Origin of the sequence: Nocardiopsis sp. CNT312, assembly GCF_000515115.1 — a bacterium.
Taxonomy (GTDB): Bacteria; Actinomycetota; Actinomycetes; order Streptosporangiales; family Streptosporangiaceae; genus Nocardiopsis.
Genome location: NZ_AZXF01000018.1, coordinates 132,043 through 149,806, shown reverse-complemented (window position 1 = coordinate 149,806; position 17,764 = coordinate 132,043). Strand labels below are relative to the sequence as shown.

Below are 17,764 nucleotides of genomic sequence, written 5' to 3'. Positions count from 1 at the left end.
CCGGGCAGGGTCCCGCCCGGGGTCAGGCCCGTTCGGTGGCCGGTTGCCGGGTGGAGACGTCGAGGACGGTGTCGCAGGCCTCGCGCACGGCGCTGTTGTGGGTGGCGATGACCACCGAACACCCTTCGGCGGCCATGGCGCGCAGGGTGTCGACCACCATCTGGCCGTTGCCCTCGTCCAGGGCGCCGGTGGGCTCGTCGGCCAGCACCAGGGACGGTTGCTTGACCAGCAGGCGGGCCAGGGCCACCCGCTGCTGTTCGCCGCCCGAGAGGTGGTGCACCCGCTCACGGGAGCGGCCGGCCAGCCCCACCCGCTCCAGGGCCTCGGCCTGGGCGGGCCGGTCGCGGCGGGCCACGTCCAGGTTCTCGCGCACCGTGGCGTTCTCCATCAGCGCGTAGTTCTGGAAGAGGTAGCCCAGGTGGTCGCGGCGGAAGCGGCGCCGCCCGCCGGCCCGCAGGCGGGTGAGGTCGCGTCCGCCGTGGCTGATGCTGCCGCCGGTGGGGGCCTCCAGCAGGCCCAGGCAGTTGAGCAGGGTGGTCTTGCCCGCCCCGGAGGGGCCGGTCAGGGCGAGCATCCGCCCGGGGGGCAGGTCGAGGTCCAGGCCCCGCCACAGGGTGCGGGCGCCGAAGGACTTGGACAGGTCGCGGACGGTGATCACGGCAGATCCCTTTCAGGCCTGGGCGGCGCCCTCACGGACGATACGGCGGTGGAAGTGCAGGAGGATCGCGGCGATGAGCAGGAGCCCGCCGCCCGCGATGGCGATGGCCAGGAGCGGTTCCAGAGCGGCGACGGCGGCCTGCTCGGGGGTGGGTGCGAGGGTGCCCGGGGCGGTTGGGCCATCGACACGGATCAGGACGCGGAAGGCCCGCAGGGCCGCCCAGCCGAGGAACGCCAGCGCCAGGGCGCCCTCCGCGACCAGCAGTCGGCGGTGGATGGCGGTGAACCGCCAACCGCTGATGTGTTTCGCGAAGATCGTCTGGGCCCGGGTGCGGACGTGGACCAGGCACACCGCGACCGCGGTCATCACCAGCACCCCCGTGGCCGCGGCCAGGTTGAAGGACTGCAGCCGCAGGTGACGGACCTGTTCGGCGTAGTCGTCGGCGAGGCTGGTGACGACCATCTGGAGACCGTTGATGTACGTGGAGAAGGGCGGAGTGGCGATGGACTCCTCCACCTCCTCGGGGTCGGGGAAGACGATCCCGGCCTGTGTCGCGAAGGTGACGTAGAGCTGGTCGGAGAGCACCGCGCCGTCGGGGAGGACGAAGATCATCGGGTCGTCGAGGAAGGGGACCCGGGGCCGTCCCACCGGCCCGTCGGAACCGTAGGTGAACACCTCCTGCCCGTCGGCGGTGGGCAGCACCTCGGTGTCGAACCGCTGGGGATCGCCCCCGGCCGGTCGGCCGAAGCTGTTCCAGGAGGCGGCCTGCTCCCCGGCTGACTGTGCCACGGTCTCCCCCCACTCGGCGAGGGACTGCGGGAGAAGGACGCGGACCGTGTCCGAGGGGCCGTAGCGCTCGCCGTCGGGGGAGAGTATCTCCTGGTGTTCCAGGTAGGTGTCGTTGACCACGAGCAGGTCGGCTCCCGGACCCGGTTCGCCCGGTGGGGCCAGAATCGCGGACTGCTGACGTACGGACAGGATGATCTGTCCCTCCTCGTCGGCTTGGCGCAGCCAGCCGCCCACGAGCGGGTCCATGGATTCACCCACTTCGGCGAAGTCCACACTGCCGGAGAGCGTGATGCGTGAGGCCTGCCCGGCCTCGGAGTAGGTGTCGAACTCCTTCCGGTGCTCCCGCAGGTTCTGGGCGGAGTGGACGACCAAGCTCACCGAGACCAGGACCAGGACCAGGGCCGGGACCCGTACGGCGTAGGCGCTCGCGGTGGCCGGCCTGGCGGGGATCCTTCCCTTGAGCGCGTCGAGGAGGCTCGTGGCCTGCAACAGTGCCAGGGCGAAGGCATGGGTAAGAAGGGCGGTGCCCAGGAACAGGGCCAGCAGCCATCCCGCGATCCGGGCGAAGAGTGCGAACTGGGCGAGCCCGTTGTAGAGCAGGAGCGCGGCCGTGATCCCCACGGCCGTACAACCACCCGCCAGGAGGTAGAAACGCCCGATCTGCACCAGGTCCCGCGCCAGAATCCTGGTGTAGGAGTATCCCTGGAGCCGGAGCACCCCGTAGTTCCTGGCGTTCAGCAGCACCCCTGAGCCGGTGACGGTGATACCGCACAGCACGGTGATGATGAGGGCGAAGCTGAGATCGCCCCCGAGGCGGAAGAGGTCGGTCCACCTGAGGGCGTATCCGCCCTCACTGTTGGTGTCGTGCAGACCGATACCGGCGAGTGTGGCCTCGAAGGCGTCGGTGTCCGCTTCGGTGCCGAAGACGAGGTAGAAGCCCCGGGGGTCGTCCCGGTCCAGTTCCCCGAAGGGGTGGACCCGGGTGTCCATGGTGTGCCCGAACACCGGATAGCCGTCCTCCAGCCAGTCCGAGGCGAGCGCGCCCTCCCGGCCCGGAGCCAGGTAGAGGTGGCGCACGGAACCGGGGTCGCGCAGGTCGGGCACCTGGAGCGCCACGGAGACCCCCGTCTCCCGGGCGAAGCCCTCGACGGTCTCGGTGATCTGGGAGTGGTTCGCGGTCTGGTCGTTGCTGCTGGCCCAGACGACTCCCGCAGGGACCGTGGTCGTCATCTCCTCGTAGGAGCGGACCGTGAGGAAGGAGAAGAAGGCGGCGATGAACAGCAGCGCCAAGTGGATGACGAGGATGCTTCGGTGAAGCACGGGGGCTCCGGGCTGGTCGGCGGCGGGAGGCCGTCAACGCGGGGACGCTGACGGCCTCGGGACATGCTCGCGGGTTCAGGAGGTCACGCAGCGGTTCCAGTAGGTCGCGTTGCCCCACGCGGCGGAAGAGACTTCGGCGTAGGCGGTGTAGCCCTTCGGAGCGTAGTCGCGAACCAGGTCATCACCTACCGCGGTCGCGCTGTGACCGCAACCGCCGTGGTAGTAGCTTGAGTACACGGTGCCACCGAAGGTGCCCTTGAAACCGTGGTCCCACACTCCGCCGCCCACGTACTCGATCACGGCGTAGGCCGGGGCCGCCGCTGCTGTCGCCAGCGCGGCGGTGATGGCCGCGGTGGCAGCGGCCCGCTTGATGTTGGTGCCCATGACTATTCTCCTGTGAGGGGGTTGTTTCTGGTTGCACACTGCGTGTGAACCGACGCAGAAACTACCCCCCCAAAAAAGCAGACAAGCGGACATTAGGTCGCAAAACACGCCACAATGTGCGTGGTATTGCGTCTCATCTGGGCCTTCGTCTTTGTTGTGTGCGCCGTGGCCACATCCGGCCATGGGGGCAATCCCGGGGTCGGCCGGTGCGCACCGGCCGACCCCGCGCCGGAAAGGCTCAGCCCCGGGCGGAGACCCGCTGGACGACCTCGAAGCCCCACAGCTCGCTGCCGGTCGCGGCGGGCCTGGCACCGCCCTCACCGCCGTGCCCGTGGCCCGCCTGCCCGGCGTCCTTCGCCGCCTGGGCGTGGCCGCGCTTGAAGTCCTGGCCGCTCACCCAGTTCTGGAAGTCCTCCTCCGAACTCCACCGCGTGTACACCAGGTACTTCTCGGTGCCCTCGACCGGGCGCAGGAGCTGGAACTCCTCGAAACCGGGCTGGTCCTCCACCAGGCCCGCGCGCTTGGCGAAGCGCTCCTCCAGGGTGGCCCCCGAGCCCTCGGGAACAGTCAGGACGTTGAACTTGACGACGCTCATCGCGCACCTCTCACGTGGACTGGGACTGCACCGCCCAACCTAGACCCGCCTCCGTCCGGTGCACCGTCCGACTCAGCCGAGCACGGCCCTCCCGTCCTCCGCGACGAGCCACCCCGGGTGGCGGGCCACCTCCCACACCACCCCGTTGGGGACCCGCGCGTGGGCGTGGAAGACCTCGCCGAACTCGCCCTGCCGCGGCGCCTTGAGGACCGTCCCCCCGGCGGCGGCCATCAGGGCCACCGTCTCCTCCACCTCCCGCGGGCCGCCGACGTTGTGCGAGAGCGTCACCCCCGACACCCCGGGCGCGCCGGTACCGCCCAGGTCCCGGCCGAACTTCTCCGCGTCGAACAGCCCCAGGACCGTGCCGGGCGCCACCTGGAAGAAGACGATCTCACCGGGGACGTCCACCAGCGGCTCCCAGCCGAGCCCGTCGCGGTAGAAGCGCCGGGCCGCGTCCAGGTCGGCGGTGGCCAGGGTGATGAAGTGGACCTGCTGTTGCACGGGGCGGTCTCCTCGTCCGGGATCGGGGCGGTCCCCATCCTGACCGTGGCCGCCGACATGCCGGAGGAACCCGCCCCCCGTGTCGCGCCCGGTGCGGGCATGTCAGGAGCGCCGGATGGTCCCCAACCGTTCGTCCACGGCGTGGAACCAGGCGTCGGCGTGCGGACACTGCCGCCGGACCGCGTCCACCCCGGTGAGGCCTATGGCATCAGGACCGTCCACCGTCTTGCGGTAGCCGGGCACCAGTGAACGCAACCGTTTGGAAGGAGCGGTGTCGGGTCCGTCGTTGACGAGTTCGGGGCCTCCCGAGCTGACCGTGAGGGCTCGGATCCGACCGGCGAGTTTCGGTGCGCCGACGAGTTCGGACAGGACCTCCGGGCACGCCAGAACCCATGCCTCGGTCTCGTGCACCACCAGGTGTGGCAGGAAGCGCGGTTCGCCGACGGCCTCTGACATCGCTGCTTCCACATGCTCCACCTGTGACCGGGGTGTGCCCGGCGGGCGTGTCGCCATACCCGGAGTGTCCGAGGGCACACCGTAGTAGTCGATGAGGGTGCTGAGGACGGTGATGGAGCAGATTCCGGATCTCACGGTGCAGGGCGCCCCATCTACCGACCCCTCCCTTGACGTCACCCCCGCTCGTCGTGCGCTTCGTGGTGATGACCGACCAGCTCACGTAGGTGTCAGGGGTGGTGAAGTACGGGCTGAGGGTGTCCTCGGTGAGCTGCTCCTCGGTCTGGTCCTCGCAGAGGATGTGGAGCCTGTGCACGGTCACCTTCGCTCGGAACGGGGGCGGCCGCCGAGCAGGTTCTTCTGCCACAGTTCGCCCAGGGAGTAGTCGTCCAGCCACACACGCAGGGGACCGGGGGCCGGACGGCGGAATTCGGAGGCCCCCGCTCACGTTCGACGATGACCAGTTCGTCCAGCGCGAACTGGTCCACGAGCGTCGTCGACTGGGTGGCGATGACGATCTGGCTGGAGGTTCCAGCGGCCCGCAGCATGTCGGCGAGTTGGACGATGGCGTACGGGTGCAGGCCGAGTTCGGGCTCGTCCAGGACGATGATGCCGGGAGGGTTCGGCATACCGAGCAGGGTGGCCAGGCAGATGAAGCGCAGTGTTCCGTCGGACAGGGCGCCGGCGGGGAACACGGTGTCGCTGTCCACCTGCTTCCAACGCAGCTGTAGCTGTTCGTTCTGCTCGACGAGGACGAAGTCCCGGAGGAACGGTGCGCCCTTGCGGATGTCGCGCAGGATGCGCCGGTACGCGTACGGCTCGGACTCGCGCAAGCGCATGAGCAGTGCGGCGAGGTTGCCCGCGTCAGGGTGCAGGGTGAGGTTGTCGGCCGCGTAGCCGATGCGCTTCATCGGGGCGTTCAAACCGGTGTCGTGGAAGTGGAAGACACGGCAACCGCGAAGGATATCGGCGATGGCTGTGAGGGCCTCCGCGTCAGAGGAGGGGACGGCGGAGGCGGCAGCCTCGGAGAGCACGCTCTCCCCGTGCCCTCCCTTCACACGCAGAGGGTGTTCCGAGCCGGTGGACCGGATGATCTCTTCACCGCTGAAGATCAAGCGGTCGTCGCGAGCCTCGGTCAGGGTCGCCTTGTAGGTGAAGCCGTGATCACGGGATACGCACTGGTTCCGCTGCGCGTCGGATTCGATCGCGGCCCGCAACCTGATCTCGGCGGCGCGGTCCGGCCCCTGGTGCAGCAGCCCTGACGCCCCACCGTTCAGGCCGACGAAGAGTCCCAGGTCACCGTCGGCGATACGCCCCAGCATGGCCAGTGCCGAGACGAAGTTGCTCTTGCCCGCGCCGTTGGCGCCGATGAGCACGTTCACGTCCCCGAGCTCGACCGTGGCCGAACGGATCGAGGTGAGTCCTTCGACGGTGAGGGAGCGGAGTCTGCGGCGTGCCATGGGTCAGCCCTAGCCAGGCGGCGGCCGAACCTGGATACGCTGCCCGGCCCGCCGCCCCGGTGCCCTCAGAGGCCGTGCCTGCGGGCGACCATCCGCAGCACCGTCGCGTACGGCAGCAGGCGGCGCAGGGCGAACACCCCCGGCGCGCTGCTGCCCACGGCGTAGAGGGGGCGCGGCCGGTCGGCGCCGACCGCGCGCAGAACGGTCTCCGCGACGGTCTCCGCGGAGATGCCCGCCGCCTCGTTGGCGTTGAGCCTGCCCGGCATGGTGCGGTACTCCTCGGCGAACGGCGAGCCCTCCCTCAGGTACTGGGTGCGCCGCTCGCTGATCCCGGTGTTGATCGACCCCGGCTCCACCGTCGTCACCCGGACCCCGTAGGGCGACACCTCGCGGCGCAGGGCGTCGGAGAACCCCTTGAGCGCCGCCTTGCTCGCCACGTAGGAGGACCGGTAGGCCAGCGGGAAGCTCGCCAGCATGGAGCCCACCATCACCACCCGGCCGTACCCGTGTTCGCGCATCCCCGGGAGCAGGAGCTGGGTCAGCCGGACCTGTCCGAGCACGTTGACCCGGAAGAGCCGTTCCAGGGCCTCGGGCGGCAGCTCCTCGAAGGGGCCGCTCTGGCTCTCCCCGGCGTTGTTGACCAGCACGTCCACCGCTCCGGCGGCCTCCGCGCACGCCTCGATCGAGGACTGGTCGGCCAGGTCCAGGGCCAGGTACTCCACCCCGGGAACCGGATCGGGGACCGAACCGGGGGAGCGGCTGGTGCCGTAGACGCGGTATCCGCGCCCGGCCAGGGCGGCGGCCACGGTGGCCCCGATCCCGGAGGAGGCTCCCGTCACGAGTGCGGTCCTGGCGGCGGTGTCGGTCATTGAGATTCCTCGGAGACGGCGAAGGGGGCGCGGGCCGCTGACGGCCCGTGCCCCCTTCCTACCTCCGTGCCGTCAGTGGCCGCCGGTCAGGGTGCCGGTCAGCTCCTTGTGCAACTGCCGGCTCCGCTCGTTGAGGCCGGTGATCTCGACCTCGACGCCGTGCTTGCGGAAGTGTTCGGAGACGTGGTCGAGCGCCGCGACCGCAGAGGAGTCCCACACGTGGGCCTCCGACATGTCCACGACCACCTTGGACAGGTCCTTCTCGGCGTAGTCGAACCGGCCCACCAGCTGGTTGGTGGAGGCGAAGAACAGCTCGCCGTGCACCGAGTACACGCGGGTGCCGCCCTCGGGGTCCAGGACGCTGGTGACGTCGGCGTGGGTGGCGGCCTTCTGGGCGAAGAGCACCATCGACACGATCACACCGACGATCACGCCCAGGGCCAGGTTGTGGGTGTAGACCACCACCGCGACCGTGGTGACCATGACCAGCGTCTCGGTCCAGGGCAGCCGCCGCACCGTCTTGGGGGCGACGCTGTGCCAGTCGAAGGTCACCACCGACACGAAGACCATCACCGCGACCAGTGCGGCCATCGGGATCATGCCCACGAGGTCGCCCAGCACCACGCACAGGATCAGCAGGAACACCCCGGCCAGGAAGGTCGAGACCCGGGTGCGGGCACCCGAGGAGATGTTGATCATCGTCTGGCCGATCATCGCGCACCCGGCCATGCCGCCGAAGAAGCCCACGATCACGTTGGCGATGCCCTGTCCGCGTGCCTCGCGTGAGTGGTCCGAGGAGGTCTCGGTCCGTTCGTCGACGACCTTCGCGGTCATCAGCGACTCCATCAGCCCCACCAGCGCCAGCGTGAGGGAGAACGGCGCGATGAGGGCGAGGGTCTCCACGGTCAGGGGCACGTCCGGCAGGAACGGGAAGGGGACGCTGTCGGGCAGCTCGCCCATGTCCCCGACCGTGCTGGCCGGGATGCCCAGGGCGAGGGCCGCGGCGGTCAGTACCACGATCGCCACCAGCGGGGCGGGCACGACGGTGGTCAGCCTGGGCAGGCCGAAGATGATGGCCAGGCCGACCGCGACCATGGCGTAGACCGGCCAGCCCACGCCCCTCAAGTGGGGCAGTTGTGACAGGAAGATGAGGATGGCCAGGGCATTGATGAACCCGGTCATGACGCTTGGCGGGACGAACCGCATGAGCTTGGCCACCCCGAGCAGGCCCAGGACGATCTGGATCGCCCCCGCCAGGATGGTGGCGGCCAGGAGGTAGTCGACGCCGTACTCGATGGACAGCGGGGCGGCGACCAGGGCCATGGCGCCGGTGGCGGCGGAGATCATCGCGGGGCGGCCGCCGAGGAAGGAGATGGCGACGGCCATGACGAAGGAGGCGTACAGCCCCACGCGCGGGTCGACCCCGGCGATGATGGAGAAGGCGATGGCCTCGGGGATCAGGGCCAGCGCCACGACCAGACCGGCGAGCACGTCCGCGCGGAGCTGGGCGGCGCCGGGGATCCTGGACTTGAGCGATCCTGCTCGGGTCTTCACGGGCGGAGCCATGGAACCCCTCTGGTTTCGGGCGGTCCACAGCACGGACCGCGGTGTTCGGGTCTGTCGGAAGGCGTGCACCGGTGCGCCGGGGGCGTGAGGCCCTCGCCGGGCGCGGTGGAGGATCGAAGGGGCGGGCCGCGGTCGGCCCGACGTGTCAGACTCTACCGTTACGTGAGGGTTGGCGTCACCGTGGGCGACTGAGACGCCCCTCACACATGACGCAGAGTGATGAAATGTGAGTGAATGTCTGGTTCTTCACATCATGGGACCACGCGTGGCCTGGGAGGCCGTGCGAAGCACACCCCGATCCCGACCACCGCGCACAGCGCCGCCAGGGCCAGCACCCCCGGACGGTAGGACCCCGCCCATTGGTAGGCCAGCGACAGCAGGATCGGCCCGACCGCCGTGGCGGCGACCACGATCCCCTGGGTGAGGCCGCGCAGGGACCCCAGGTTCGCCGTACCGAAGTAGTACGGCAGCGCCGCGCCCTCCACGGCCCGCGCGCCCGCCGCCGCCGACCCCAGGGCCACCCCGTACAGGAGCGCGCCCGCACCGGGGCCGACCAGCGGCAGCACGGCGAGCGCCCCCGCGTGCAGGGCCATGGAGGCGCACATCAGCGCCTTGGGCGAGAACCGGTCGGCCGCCCATCCGAACAGGACCGAGGCGCCTAGGCCGGCGACGGTCTGCGGCAGGAAGTTGGCGGCGGCCTCGGTGGGGGAGAGCCCCCGCTCACCGAGGACGGAGATCTGGTGGAAGAACACGGCGGTGGCGACCAGCCCGCTGCACGCCACCCCGGCCGCCATGGCCCAGAAGACCGACGTGCGCGCCACCTCCCGCAGCGGCCACTCCGGTGCCGGCGCGGACGCCTCTCCGTCCTCCCGGCCCGCGCCCTTACCGCTCCCGGAGCCCTCCGCGGCCGGACCGGCCCCGCGCAGCCCCCAGAAGGCGATGGGCAGCACGACGGCCCAGACGAGCAGCGCCTCGGCCGCGAAGGTGTAGCGCCAGCCCGCGAGCGTGACCGCCCGTTCGGCGATGAGCGGGAACAGGGAGATCCCCGCCGAGCCCAGGGAGGTGACCACCCCCAGCGCGAACCCGCGGTTGCGTGTCACGGTGATGGCGACGGCGGTCGTGGCCACCAGTGTCACACCGCCCTGGCCGAGGGCCCGGACGCCGACGAACCCCGCGGTGAGGCCGACCACCTCCTGCACACAGGCCAGGCCGACGAGGAAGGCGCCGAAGCCCAGGGCGACGGCGGCCAGTGTCCGGCGCACCCCGAACCGGTCCACCGCCCGCCCGATCCAGGGAAGCGCGAGCGCTCCCGAGAGCGTGCCGACCATGTACGCCAGGGAGACCGCGGAACGGCCGATGCCCAGGTCGGCGATGACGTGGTCGACGAAGACCGAGATCCCGGCCGTCTGTCCGGGCCCACTCAGCATGAGCAGCAGCGAGGAGACCGCGACGATCCGGGTCCGGCCGCGCGCGGCGGGTCCGGTGCGCTCGGTGGCGGAGGGGGTCTCGGGGCCGGTAGCGGACAAGGGGGCTCCTCGTTCGGGGACGGGGGGTGGAGGCGCGGCCGGTCAGGCGGAGGCGTCGCGCTCGGTGCGCTTGTGCCGTAGCCGCTCGCCGAACTCCTCGGCCATCTCCAACTGGCGGCGCAGCGCGGCGCACCGCTCGGCGATGTCGGCCTCGAACCGGTCCAGCCGCTCGGCCAGGGCCCGGCGCTCGTCCTTGCTGGTCCCGGCGGACTCCAGGCCGTCGACGGCCGCCAGTAGGTCGCGGGTCTCCTCCAGGCTGAACCCCAGCGGCTTCATCCGCTTGATCAACTGGAGGCGGTCCACGTCGGAGGCGGTGTAGAGCCGGAACCCGCCCTGGGAGCGCGCGGAGGGCGCCACCAGCCCGACCTCGCCGTAGTAGCGGATCGTGCGCAGGGACAGCCCCGTGCGCTCCGCCACCTCACCGATCCGCATCCGGTGCTGCGCCACCGTGGCCCCCCTCCGTCGCCGTCGTTCCACGGTAGAGGGCGCGGTGGAGCACCGCCGACGCCAGGCGGGGCGGCGACGGACTCCGCGGACCGGACCACCCCTCGCCGACCTCGTGTGTCGGTGGTGAGCGCTACCGTCGCCCCGTGAATCCTCTCTGGGCGGCCGCCCACACCGAACGCGCGGCACTGGCCGCCGACCTCGCCGACCTCACCGAAGCACAGTGGGAGACCCCGTCCCTGTGCACCGGCCTCACCGTCCGCGAGGTGCTCGCCCACATGACGGCGGGCGCCTCCCTGAGCCGCATGCGGTGGCTGGCGGGGGTGATCCGCTGCCGGTTCGACTTCGACAAGCAGGTCGCCATGCGCCTGGCCGAGCGGATGGGCCGCACCCCCGCCGACACGCTGGAGAACTTTCGCGCCGCCGTCACTAGCACGACCGCGCCCCTCCCAGCCCTGCCCACCCTGGGCGAGGCCGTCGTGCACGGCGAGGACATCCGCCGCCCCCTGGGCATCGCGCGCGAGTACCCGATCGACGTCCTCACCGAGCTGGCCGCGTACTACGGCGGCACCGACACGGTGGTCGTCGCCAGGGGGCGCATCGGCGGGCTACGCCTAGTGGCGACGGACGGACCGTTCGCCACAGGCGAGGGGCCGCGCGTGTCCGGCCCGACCCTGGCACTCGTCATGGCCATGACCGGGCGCGGTGTGTTCTGCGACGACCTCACCGGCGACGGTGTGCCGGTGCTGCGCGAACGCTGCTGAGAACGCTGCTCAGGACTCCGCCCGGGGCGGCCTCACCGGCGCGGACGGCGCGCTCTCGCGGTGGAACCGGTCCAGCGCCGTCACGTAGTAGGTGCGTTCGCCGGAGTCGGGCACGGTGACGGCGGCCCTGCCGTAGGCGTCGGCGCGCACGGTGGCCGCGATCGAACGCGGGTCCTCCAGCAGGCAGGGGTCCTCGCGCGGGTCCAGGTCGCCCTCGAAGGCGTAGACGGCGTAGGAGGCTGGTGCGGGGAGTCCTGAGGCGTCCTTCCCCGGCCCGACCGGGATGAGCACGTTCCCGTCCGCCCGCGCGGCCCCCTCGGCCACGGGCGGGGCGGGCGCGGCCCCGCCCAGGTCCTCGTCCAGCGGCATGAGGGCGGGGTGGCCGTAGTGCTCCTCGACCACGATCTCCATGGCCTCGGCGGCGTTGGTGCGCAGGGACGTGGCGCTGAAGAACACGTCGCCGTCCACGCCGGGGTGGTCCCGGTTCAGGTCCAGGTGCGCGGAGAGTTCGCCGGGGTCGGACCAGGCCCCCTCGTTGCCGACCTTGTAGGCGGCCTGGCCGATGTACAGGTGGGTGCCGGTGCCCGCGGTGACCCGCTCCCACCAGCCCACCAGTTCGGCGTAGTCGGCCACGTCGAGCCCGATCTCCCAGTAGACCTGCGGGTTGACGTAGTCCAGCCACCCCTGGCGCACCCATCGGCGGCTGTCGGCGTAGATGCGGTCGTAGGACTCGAACCCGCGGGTGGCAGAGCCCTCCGGGTCGCTGCCGGAGTTGCGCCAGATCCCGAACGGGCTGACGCCGAACCGCACGTGCGGCTTGGCCTCGTGCACGGCCCGGCTCATCCCCTCGACCAGCAGGTCGACGTTGCGGCGCCGCCAGTCGGCGATGTCCTCGAACCCGCCCCCGTGCTCGGCGAAGGTGTCCTGGTCCGGGACCGGTACCCCGCTCACGGGATAGGGGTAGAAGTAGTCGTCGAAGTGCACGCCGTCCAGGTCGTAGTTGTCCACCGCGTGCATCATCGCCTCGATCACGAACGCACGGGCCTCGGGCACGCCCGGGTCGTAGTAGAGGCGGCCACCGTACTCGAACACCCAGTCGGGGTTGCGCCGGGCTGGGTGGTCGGCTGCCAGCCGCCCCGGGTCGTCGTGCAGCGCCACCCGGTAGGGGTTGAACCAGCCGTGGAACTCCAGGTTGCGTGCGTGGGCCTGCTCGACTGCGAACTCCAGCGGGTCGTAGCCGGGGTCGCCGCCCTGCTCGCCGGTGAGCCACCGCGACCACGGTTCGTGGGGGGAGGGCCAGAAGGCGTCGGCGGTGGGGCGGATCTGGACGAACACGGCGTTGAGGCCGTGGGCGCGTGCCTGGTCGTAGAGTCCGGTCAGTTCGTCGCGCTGTTCCTGCGCGGTCATGCCCTGGCGGCTGGGCCAGTCGATGTTGTGCACGCCCGCGATCCACTCGCCGCGCATCTGGCGCTTGGGCGGAGTCTGGGCGGAGGTCTCGCAGACGCCGGGGGCGCGCCGGGAGTCCTCGGCGGCCGCGGCGGGCGGGGCGTGGACCAGGGACGCGGTGAGCGCCGTGGTCAGGGCGGTACAGGCGACAGCGGCTCGGGTGGTGGACGCGGGACGTCTGTGGTGCGCCAACGCGGTTCCTTTCCGTCTTCCTGGGTGGCGGCGGTGGACGGTCCCGCCCTTGGAGAGTTCATTGAGTCATTACCCGACTACCAAGAGTAATGAACCTGGGGCTTTGGGAGCCCCTCCCGACCCGCGGAGACGGCCGTGCGGTCACGAGGCGGGGAGCACCCCGCCGACCTGTTGGAGCAGTGCGAACTTGTCTGCGTATTCGCGCTCGTGCAGGATCAGGCCGTCGCGGACGTCCACGATGTTGCACAGGCCGACGCTGATCCGACGCCCGCTGGCGGGGACGTCGATCAGCGGACCGCGGTGCGTGCCCGTGACGGTCCCCTCCAGCACGCTCACCCCGTCCACCTCGATCTGCCTGTGGATCGTGAGCTCCCAGTCCGGGAACGCCTGCGTGAAGACCCACCTCCTGATCAGGCGGTCGTCGACACCCTGCAGGGCGCCCTCCTCGTCGGTGAACCCGTACTCGGGGTGGAGCATGCGCCGGATCTCCTCGCTGCCACCGGAGCGCATCACGGCGAAGTACTCGCGTTGGATGTCGGCGGCCGTGCCCATGGTTCGGTGCCCCCCGTGCCGGTCGTCTCGGTGTGCGCCGACCGGCGGGTACCGGCGTCCCGCCGCCCACGGTCCGGGTCCCGCCGGGAAACCCGTACACCATTCTCCCACCAGTGTCGATCCAGGTCATCGGGTACACAAGGCCGGAACGTGTGTGCGGCGGGGGCTCAGGGGGGCTAACGTGCTATCGCGGACCGTGTCAGGGCCGCCCCGGCCCGTCGAGGCCGCGGACTCCCCCTAGAGATCCGAACCCCCGCCCGTGGCTCCCGCGGGCCATCAGATGGGAACGCCGTGCACAACAGCCAAGCCCAGGAACTGCGCCTCGTCGTGACCGGCGGAGGGACGGGAGGGCACACCTACCCCGCCCTGACCGCCGTCAACGCCCTGAGGAGCCGATGGGAGGAGGGGGGCGGCACCCTCAAGGTCCTGTGGGTCGGCGCCGCCGACAGCCTGGAACAGCGCGTGGCCGCCGCCAACGGCATTGAGTTCGCGTCGGTCGCCGTGGGCAAGGTCCGCCGTGCTGCCAATCCCCTGAAAATGCTCAACGGCGAGAACATGCGGGACATGGCCAACGTGCCCCGCGGCGTCTCCCAGGCGCGGCGGATCATCAAGCGGTTCGCCCCCAACGCCGTGCTGGCCACCGGCGGCTACGTGGCCGTCCCGGTGGGCCTGGGTACGGCGGTGTGCCGCCGGCCGCTGGTGGTGCACGAGCAGACCGTGCGCCTGGGACTGGCCAACAAGGTCCTCGCGCGCTTCGCCACCAGCGTCGCGGTCTCCTCGCCCTCCACCACCGAACTGCTGCCCGACGGGGTGCGCGACCGCGCGGTGGTGACCGGCAACCCGGTCCGCCCGGAGGTGCTCACCGGCGACGCAGCCAAGGCCGCCGTCGGGCTCGGGTTCGAGGGCCTGGACCCGGAGCTGCCCACCGTGTACGTGACCGGCGGTGCCCAGGGCTCGGTGCAGATCAACGAGACCGTGCGCGACCTGCTGCCGTGGCTGCTCACCCGGGCCAACGTGGTCCACCAGTGCGGTGCGGCCAACGAGGAGGCGCTCCGCGAGGCGACGCGCGGCCTGGACCCCGAGCTGCTGGGCCGGTACCACCTGACCGCGTTCGTCGGTCCGGAGCTGCCCGACGTCCTCGCCCTCGCCGACGTGGTGGTCTCCCGCAGCGGCGCGGGGACGATCGCCGAGCTCACCGCGCTCGGCAAGGCCGCCGTGTTCGTCCCGCTGGCCACCTCGGCAGGGGACGAGCAGCGGCACAACGCCCGCCACCTCCAGGACTCGGGCGCGGCGGTGGCCCTGCTGGAGGAGGTGGACGCCCAGCGCCTGCGTGAGGCGGTCGAGCCGCTGCTGGACGACCCCGAGCGGCGCGAGCGCATCGCCGACCAGGCGCGCCAGGCGGGCCGCCCCGACGCCGCCGAGCGGCTGGTGGACGTGGTCATGTCCGCGGTCCGGACCTGACCGGCTCCGCCCGAGGGGCCCGGGGGGCGGTGCCGTTCGACACACCGCCCCCTCGGGTTTGAATGAGCATGCATATTCATGCATACTTATTGCTATGTCCAAGGTACTCACCTCTCTGCCCGTCGGTGAACGCGTCGGGATCGCCTTCTCCGGGGGTCTCGACACCTCGGTGGCGGTCGCGTGGATGCGCGAGAAGGGCGCCGTCCCGTGCACCTACACCGCCGACATCGGCCAGTACGACGAACCCGACATCGCCTCCGTGCCCGGCCGCGCCACCGAGTACGGCGCGGAGGTCTCCCGTCTGGTCGACGGTCGTGCGGCCCTGGTGGAGGAAGGACTCGCGGCCCTGGCCTGCGGGGCGTTCCACATCCGCTCCGGCGGCCGCGCCTACTTCAACACCACGCCCCTGGGGCGGGCCGTCACCGGAACCCTGCTGGTGCGCGCCATGCTGGAGGACGGCGTGCAGATCTGGGGTGACGGCTCCACCTACAAGGGCAACGACATCGAGCGGTTCTACCGCTACGGCCTGCTCGCCAACCCCGCACTGCGCATCTACAAGCCCTGGCTCGACGCCGACTTCGTCCACGAGCTCGGCGGACGCAAGGAGATGTCGGAGTGGCTGGTCGAGCGCGGCCTGCCCTACCGGGACAGCGAGGAGAAGGCCTACTCCACCGACGCCAACATCTGGGGCGCCACCCACGAGGCCAAGTCCCTGGAGCACCTGGACACCGGCATCGAGATCGTCCAGCCCATCATGGGCGTGCGCTTCTGGGACCCCGAGGTGGAGATCGCCGCCGAGGACGTGACGATCGGGTTCGAACAGGGTCGGCCGGTCACCATCAACGGCAAGCACTTCCCCTCCGCCGTGGACCTGGTCCTGGAAGCCAACGCGATCGGCGGACGCCACGGCCTGGGCATGTCCGACCAGATCGAGAACCGCATCATCGAGGCCAAGAGCCGCGGCATCTACGAGTCCCCCGGCATGGCGCTGCTGTTCACCGCCTACGAGCGGCTGGTCAACGCCATCCACAACGAGGACACCATCAGCCTCTACCACAACGAGGGGCGGCGCCTGGGACGGCTCATGTACGAGGGGCGCTGGCTGGAGCCGCAGGCCCTCATGATGCGCGAGTCTCTCCAGCGCTGGGTGGGCACCGCCGTGACCGGCGAGGTGACCCTGCGCCTGCGGCGCGGGGAGGACTACTCCATCCTGGACACCACGGGCCCCGCGTTCAGCTACCACCCGGACAAGCTGTCCATGGAGCGCACCGAGGACTCCGCGTTCGGCCCCGTCGACCGCATCGGCCAGTTGACCATGCGCAACCTCGACATCGCCGACTCGCGCGCCAAGCTGGAGGAGTACGCCCGCCTGGGTCTGGTGGGCGACGCCACCCAGCCCGCGACGATCGGCGCCGCGCAGGCCGCCGCCACCGGGCTCATCGGCGCGATGCCCGAGGGCGGCGCCGAGGCGATCGCTTCCCGCGGCCAGGGCTCGGAGGAGGGCGACCTGCTCGACCACGCCGCCCTGGAGTCGGGCAACGACTGACGGCCCACACCCACGTCGGGGCCCGTTCCCACCACCGCCAGGACTCCGGTGGTGGGAACGGGCCCCTTCCGTTCGAGTGGTTCGTCCGGGTGGTCGGTCCGCGGTCAGTTCGCCGAGGGCGGCGCGGAACCGGGTTCGGCACCGGAGGAGGCGGCGGACGCGGTGTGCTCCTGCTCGTCGAGTTCGCGGCGCAGCGCCCGGACCTCCGCGGTGAGCGTGCGGATCGCGGACTGCTCATCGTCGCGGTCGGAGCCGTCGCGCACCTTCTCGATGAACCAGGAGGAGAGGGAGCCGGTCACCACACCCACCAGGGCGATACCGCCGACGAACAGGCCCAGGGCGATGAAGCGTCCCTCGGTGGTCACGGGGTAGAAGTCGCCGTAGCCCACCGTGGTGATGGTCACCAGCGCCCACCACAGCGCGTCCGCGAAGGTCTGGATGTTGGCGCCCTCCATGCCGCGTTCGGCGTCGAGTACGGCCAGCGCGGCGACCAGGATGAGCAGGCTCGTGCCGAGGGCGGCGTACATGGAGATGCGGCTGCGGAAGGTGATCGACAGGGTGCGGTTCAGCACGGTCAGGACGGTGAGCAGGCGCAGCAGGCGCAGGGGGCGCAGCACCGGCAGGGTGATGATCGCCAGGTCCAGCAGGTTGGTGTGCACGAACCTCCACCGGTCCGGGGCGATCCACAGCCGGACGGCGTAGTCGGCGACGAAGGCCACCCACGTGACGGCCATGACCGTGTCGCAGACGAACAGCCACGGAAGCCCCAAGGCGGGGTCGAGGATCGGCCAGGCGTAGGCACCGAGGAACAGGAAGGCCGCCGCCACGAGTGGCCAGTCGGTCCAGCGGTGCCACTGCTCCGTGGTGGTGGGGTTCTCCGGGTTCTGGTCAGGACGGTCCATGCGTTCCATGACACCATCCCGGATGCCGTGGTCTGTAAACGAGGGCATAACGACTGGTCACAGGGGCGCATGAGGTTGATAACGGGGGAGTGGTGTCTTCGGGTGGTCGACCCTTGCGCTGGTGCAGGGGTTGCCCCATCCCCGTGTGCGTGGGGCTCACAGTGGGGGCCGTTTCTGGTTCCACCGCACCCCCCGGTCCATCCCCGCGTGCGCGGGGCTCACCTAAATGACCTGGGACAACGCAGCGCTTTATCTTCTTGTGGCATCGACTGCGCGGCCTGCCCTCAACCGTATCGCCCTGGGCTCGCGCACGCAGCCCTACGGGCTCGCTGTCTG

General features: G+C 70.9%; 17 protein-coding genes. 3 read left to right on the top strand and 14 right to left on the bottom strand.

The window, feature by feature from the left end:
* Window positions 1–22: 22 nt before the first annotated feature.
* The 11 genes from B042_RS0109315 to B042_RS0109265 all read right to left on the bottom strand — a co-directional run bounded on the left by B042_RS0109315 (window position 23) and on the right by B042_RS0109265 (window position 10,553).
* On the bottom strand, window positions 23–658 hold the full coding sequence (locus B042_RS0109315; RefSeq protein WP_028647700.1) for an ABC transporter ATP-binding protein: 636 nt from the start codon (window positions 656–658) through the stop codon (window positions 23–25).
* A 12-nt stretch (window positions 659–670) separates the two neighbouring features.
* On the bottom strand, window positions 671–2,767 hold the full coding sequence (locus tag B042_RS0109310) for a bacteriocin-associated integral membrane family protein (protein ID WP_028648064.1): 2,097 nt from the start codon (window positions 2,765–2,767) through the stop codon (window positions 671–673).
* 75 nt (window positions 2,768–2,842) lie between these two features.
* Entirely contained in the window at window positions 2,843–3,151 is a 309-nt protein-coding gene (locus B042_RS0109305; protein WP_028648063.1) for a lactococcin 972 family bacteriocin, read from the bottom strand.
* A gap of 238 nt (window positions 3,152–3,389) precedes the next feature.
* Window positions 3,390–3,746: an antibiotic biosynthesis monooxygenase gene (locus B042_RS0109300; RefSeq protein WP_028648062.1), complete on the bottom strand. Its 357-nt coding sequence runs from the start codon at window positions 3,744–3,746 to the stop codon at window positions 3,390–3,392.
* A gap of 72 nt (window positions 3,747–3,818) precedes the next feature.
* Window positions 3,819–4,247: a VOC family protein gene (locus B042_RS0109295; RefSeq protein ID WP_028648061.1), complete on the bottom strand. Its 429-nt coding sequence runs from the start codon at window positions 4,245–4,247 to the stop codon at window positions 3,819–3,821.
* 102 nt (window positions 4,248–4,349) lie between these two features.
* On the bottom strand, window positions 4,350–4,838 hold the full coding sequence (locus B042_RS22545; RefSeq protein ID WP_051415564.1) for a DUF4276 family protein: 489 nt from the start codon (window positions 4,836–4,838) through the stop codon (window positions 4,350–4,352).
* Window positions 4,839–4,930: 92 nt separating this feature from the next.
* Window positions 4,931–6,160, bottom strand: coding sequence for an AAA family ATPase (locus B042_RS22540; protein WP_197024230.1), 1,230 nt, complete (start codon window positions 6,158–6,160; stop codon window positions 4,931–4,933).
* Window positions 6,161–6,225: 65 nt separating this feature from the next.
* Complete coding sequence (locus B042_RS0109280) at window positions 6,226–7,029, bottom strand: SDR family oxidoreductase (protein ID WP_028648060.1); 804 nt, start codon at window positions 7,027–7,029, stop codon at window positions 6,226–6,228.
* 72 nt (window positions 7,030–7,101) lie between these two features.
* Entirely contained in the window at window positions 7,102–8,595 is a 1,494-nt protein-coding gene (locus B042_RS0109275) for a SulP family inorganic anion transporter (RefSeq protein ID WP_036554383.1), read from the bottom strand.
* A 251-nt stretch (window positions 8,596–8,846) separates the two neighbouring features.
* Window positions 8,847–10,022, bottom strand: coding sequence for an MFS transporter (locus B042_RS22535; RefSeq protein ID WP_081748694.1), 1,176 nt, complete (start codon window positions 10,020–10,022; stop codon window positions 8,847–8,849).
* Window positions 10,023–10,163: 141 nt separating this feature from the next.
* Window positions 10,164–10,553 carry a MerR family transcriptional regulator gene (locus tag B042_RS0109265; RefSeq protein WP_036554381.1) on the bottom strand — a complete coding sequence of 130 codons (390 nt, stop codon included), beginning with the start codon at window positions 10,551–10,553 and terminating at the stop codon, window positions 10,164–10,166.
* 158 nt (window positions 10,554–10,711) lie between these two features.
* Between B042_RS0109265 and B042_RS0109260 the strand changes: the two genes are divergently transcribed.
* Window positions 10,712–11,329 carry a maleylpyruvate isomerase family mycothiol-dependent enzyme gene (locus B042_RS0109260; protein WP_028648057.1) on the top strand — a complete coding sequence of 206 codons (618 nt, stop codon included), beginning with the start codon at window positions 10,712–10,714 and terminating at the stop codon, window positions 11,327–11,329.
* Window positions 11,330–11,338: 9 nt separating this feature from the next.
* Here the strand turns inward: B042_RS0109260 and B042_RS22530 are convergent, their stop codons facing one another.
* Window positions 11,339–12,967, bottom strand: coding sequence for a glycoside hydrolase family 10 protein (locus B042_RS22530; protein ID WP_081748687.1), 1,629 nt, complete (start codon window positions 12,965–12,967; stop codon window positions 11,339–11,341).
* Between the two features lie 141 nt (window positions 12,968–13,108).
* Window positions 13,109–13,519 (bottom strand): ester cyclase, encoded by a 411-nt coding sequence (locus tag B042_RS22525; RefSeq protein WP_036554379.1) that lies wholly within the window; start codon window positions 13,517–13,519, stop codon window positions 13,109–13,111.
* Between the two features lie 291 nt (window positions 13,520–13,810).
* Here B042_RS22525 and B042_RS0109245 point away from each other — a divergent pair, with 291 nt between their 5' ends.
* Entirely contained in the window at window positions 13,811–14,980 is a 1,170-nt protein-coding gene (locus tag B042_RS0109245) for a glycosyltransferase (protein ID WP_036554377.1), read from the top strand.
* A 94-nt stretch (window positions 14,981–15,074) separates the two neighbouring features.
* Entirely contained in the window at window positions 15,075–16,526 is a 1,452-nt protein-coding gene (gene argG, locus B042_RS0109240; protein ID WP_028648055.1) for an argininosuccinate synthase, read from the top strand.
* 104 nt (window positions 16,527–16,630) lie between these two features.
* Here argG and B042_RS0109235 read toward each other — a convergent pair whose 3' ends face one another.
* The gene (locus tag B042_RS0109235; RefSeq protein ID WP_036554419.1) at window positions 16,631–17,428 is read right to left on the bottom strand and encodes a potassium channel family protein; all 798 of its coding nucleotides are present in this window, start codon (window positions 17,426–17,428) and stop codon (window positions 16,631–16,633) included.
* Between the last annotated feature and the right edge of the window lie 336 nt (window positions 17,429–17,764).

Excerpts from the sequence above, each read along its gene's own strand:
- B042_RS0109275 (WP_036554383.1), bottom strand. The coding sequence starts at position 8,595 with ATGGCTCCGCCCGTGAAGACCCGAGCAGGATCGCTCAAGTCCAGGATC.
- B042_RS22525 (WP_036554379.1), bottom strand. The coding sequence starts at position 13,519 with ATGGGCACGGCCGCCGACATCCAACGCGAGTACTTCGCCGTGATGCGC.
- B042_RS22535 (WP_081748694.1), bottom strand. The coding sequence starts at position 10,022 with ATGCTGAGTGGGCCCGGACAGACGGCCGGGATCTCGGTCTTCGTCGAC.
- B042_RS0109305 (WP_028648063.1), bottom strand. The coding sequence starts at position 3,151 with ATGGGCACCAACATCAAGCGGGCCGCTGCCACCGCGGCCATCACCGCC.
- B042_RS0109235 (WP_036554419.1), bottom strand. The coding sequence starts at position 17,428 with ATGGACCGTCCTGACCAGAACCCGGAGAACCCCACCACCACGGAGCAG.
- B042_RS0109300 (WP_028648062.1), bottom strand. The coding sequence starts at position 3,746 with ATGAGCGTCGTCAAGTTCAACGTCCTGACTGTTCCCGAGGGCTCGGGG.
- B042_RS22540 (WP_197024230.1), bottom strand. The coding sequence starts at position 6,160 with ATGGCACGCCGCAGACTCCGCTCCCTCACCGTCGAAGGACTCACCTCG.
- B042_RS0109265 (WP_036554381.1), bottom strand. The coding sequence starts at position 10,553 with ATGCGGATCGGTGAGGTGGCGGAGCGCACGGGGCTGTCCCTGCGCACG.
- B042_RS0109280 (WP_028648060.1), bottom strand. The coding sequence starts at position 7,029 with ATGACCGACACCGCCGCCAGGACCGCACTCGTGACGGGAGCCTCCTCC.
- argG (WP_028648055.1), top strand. The coding sequence starts at position 15,075 with ATGTCCAAGGTACTCACCTCTCTGCCCGTCGGTGAACGCGTCGGGATC.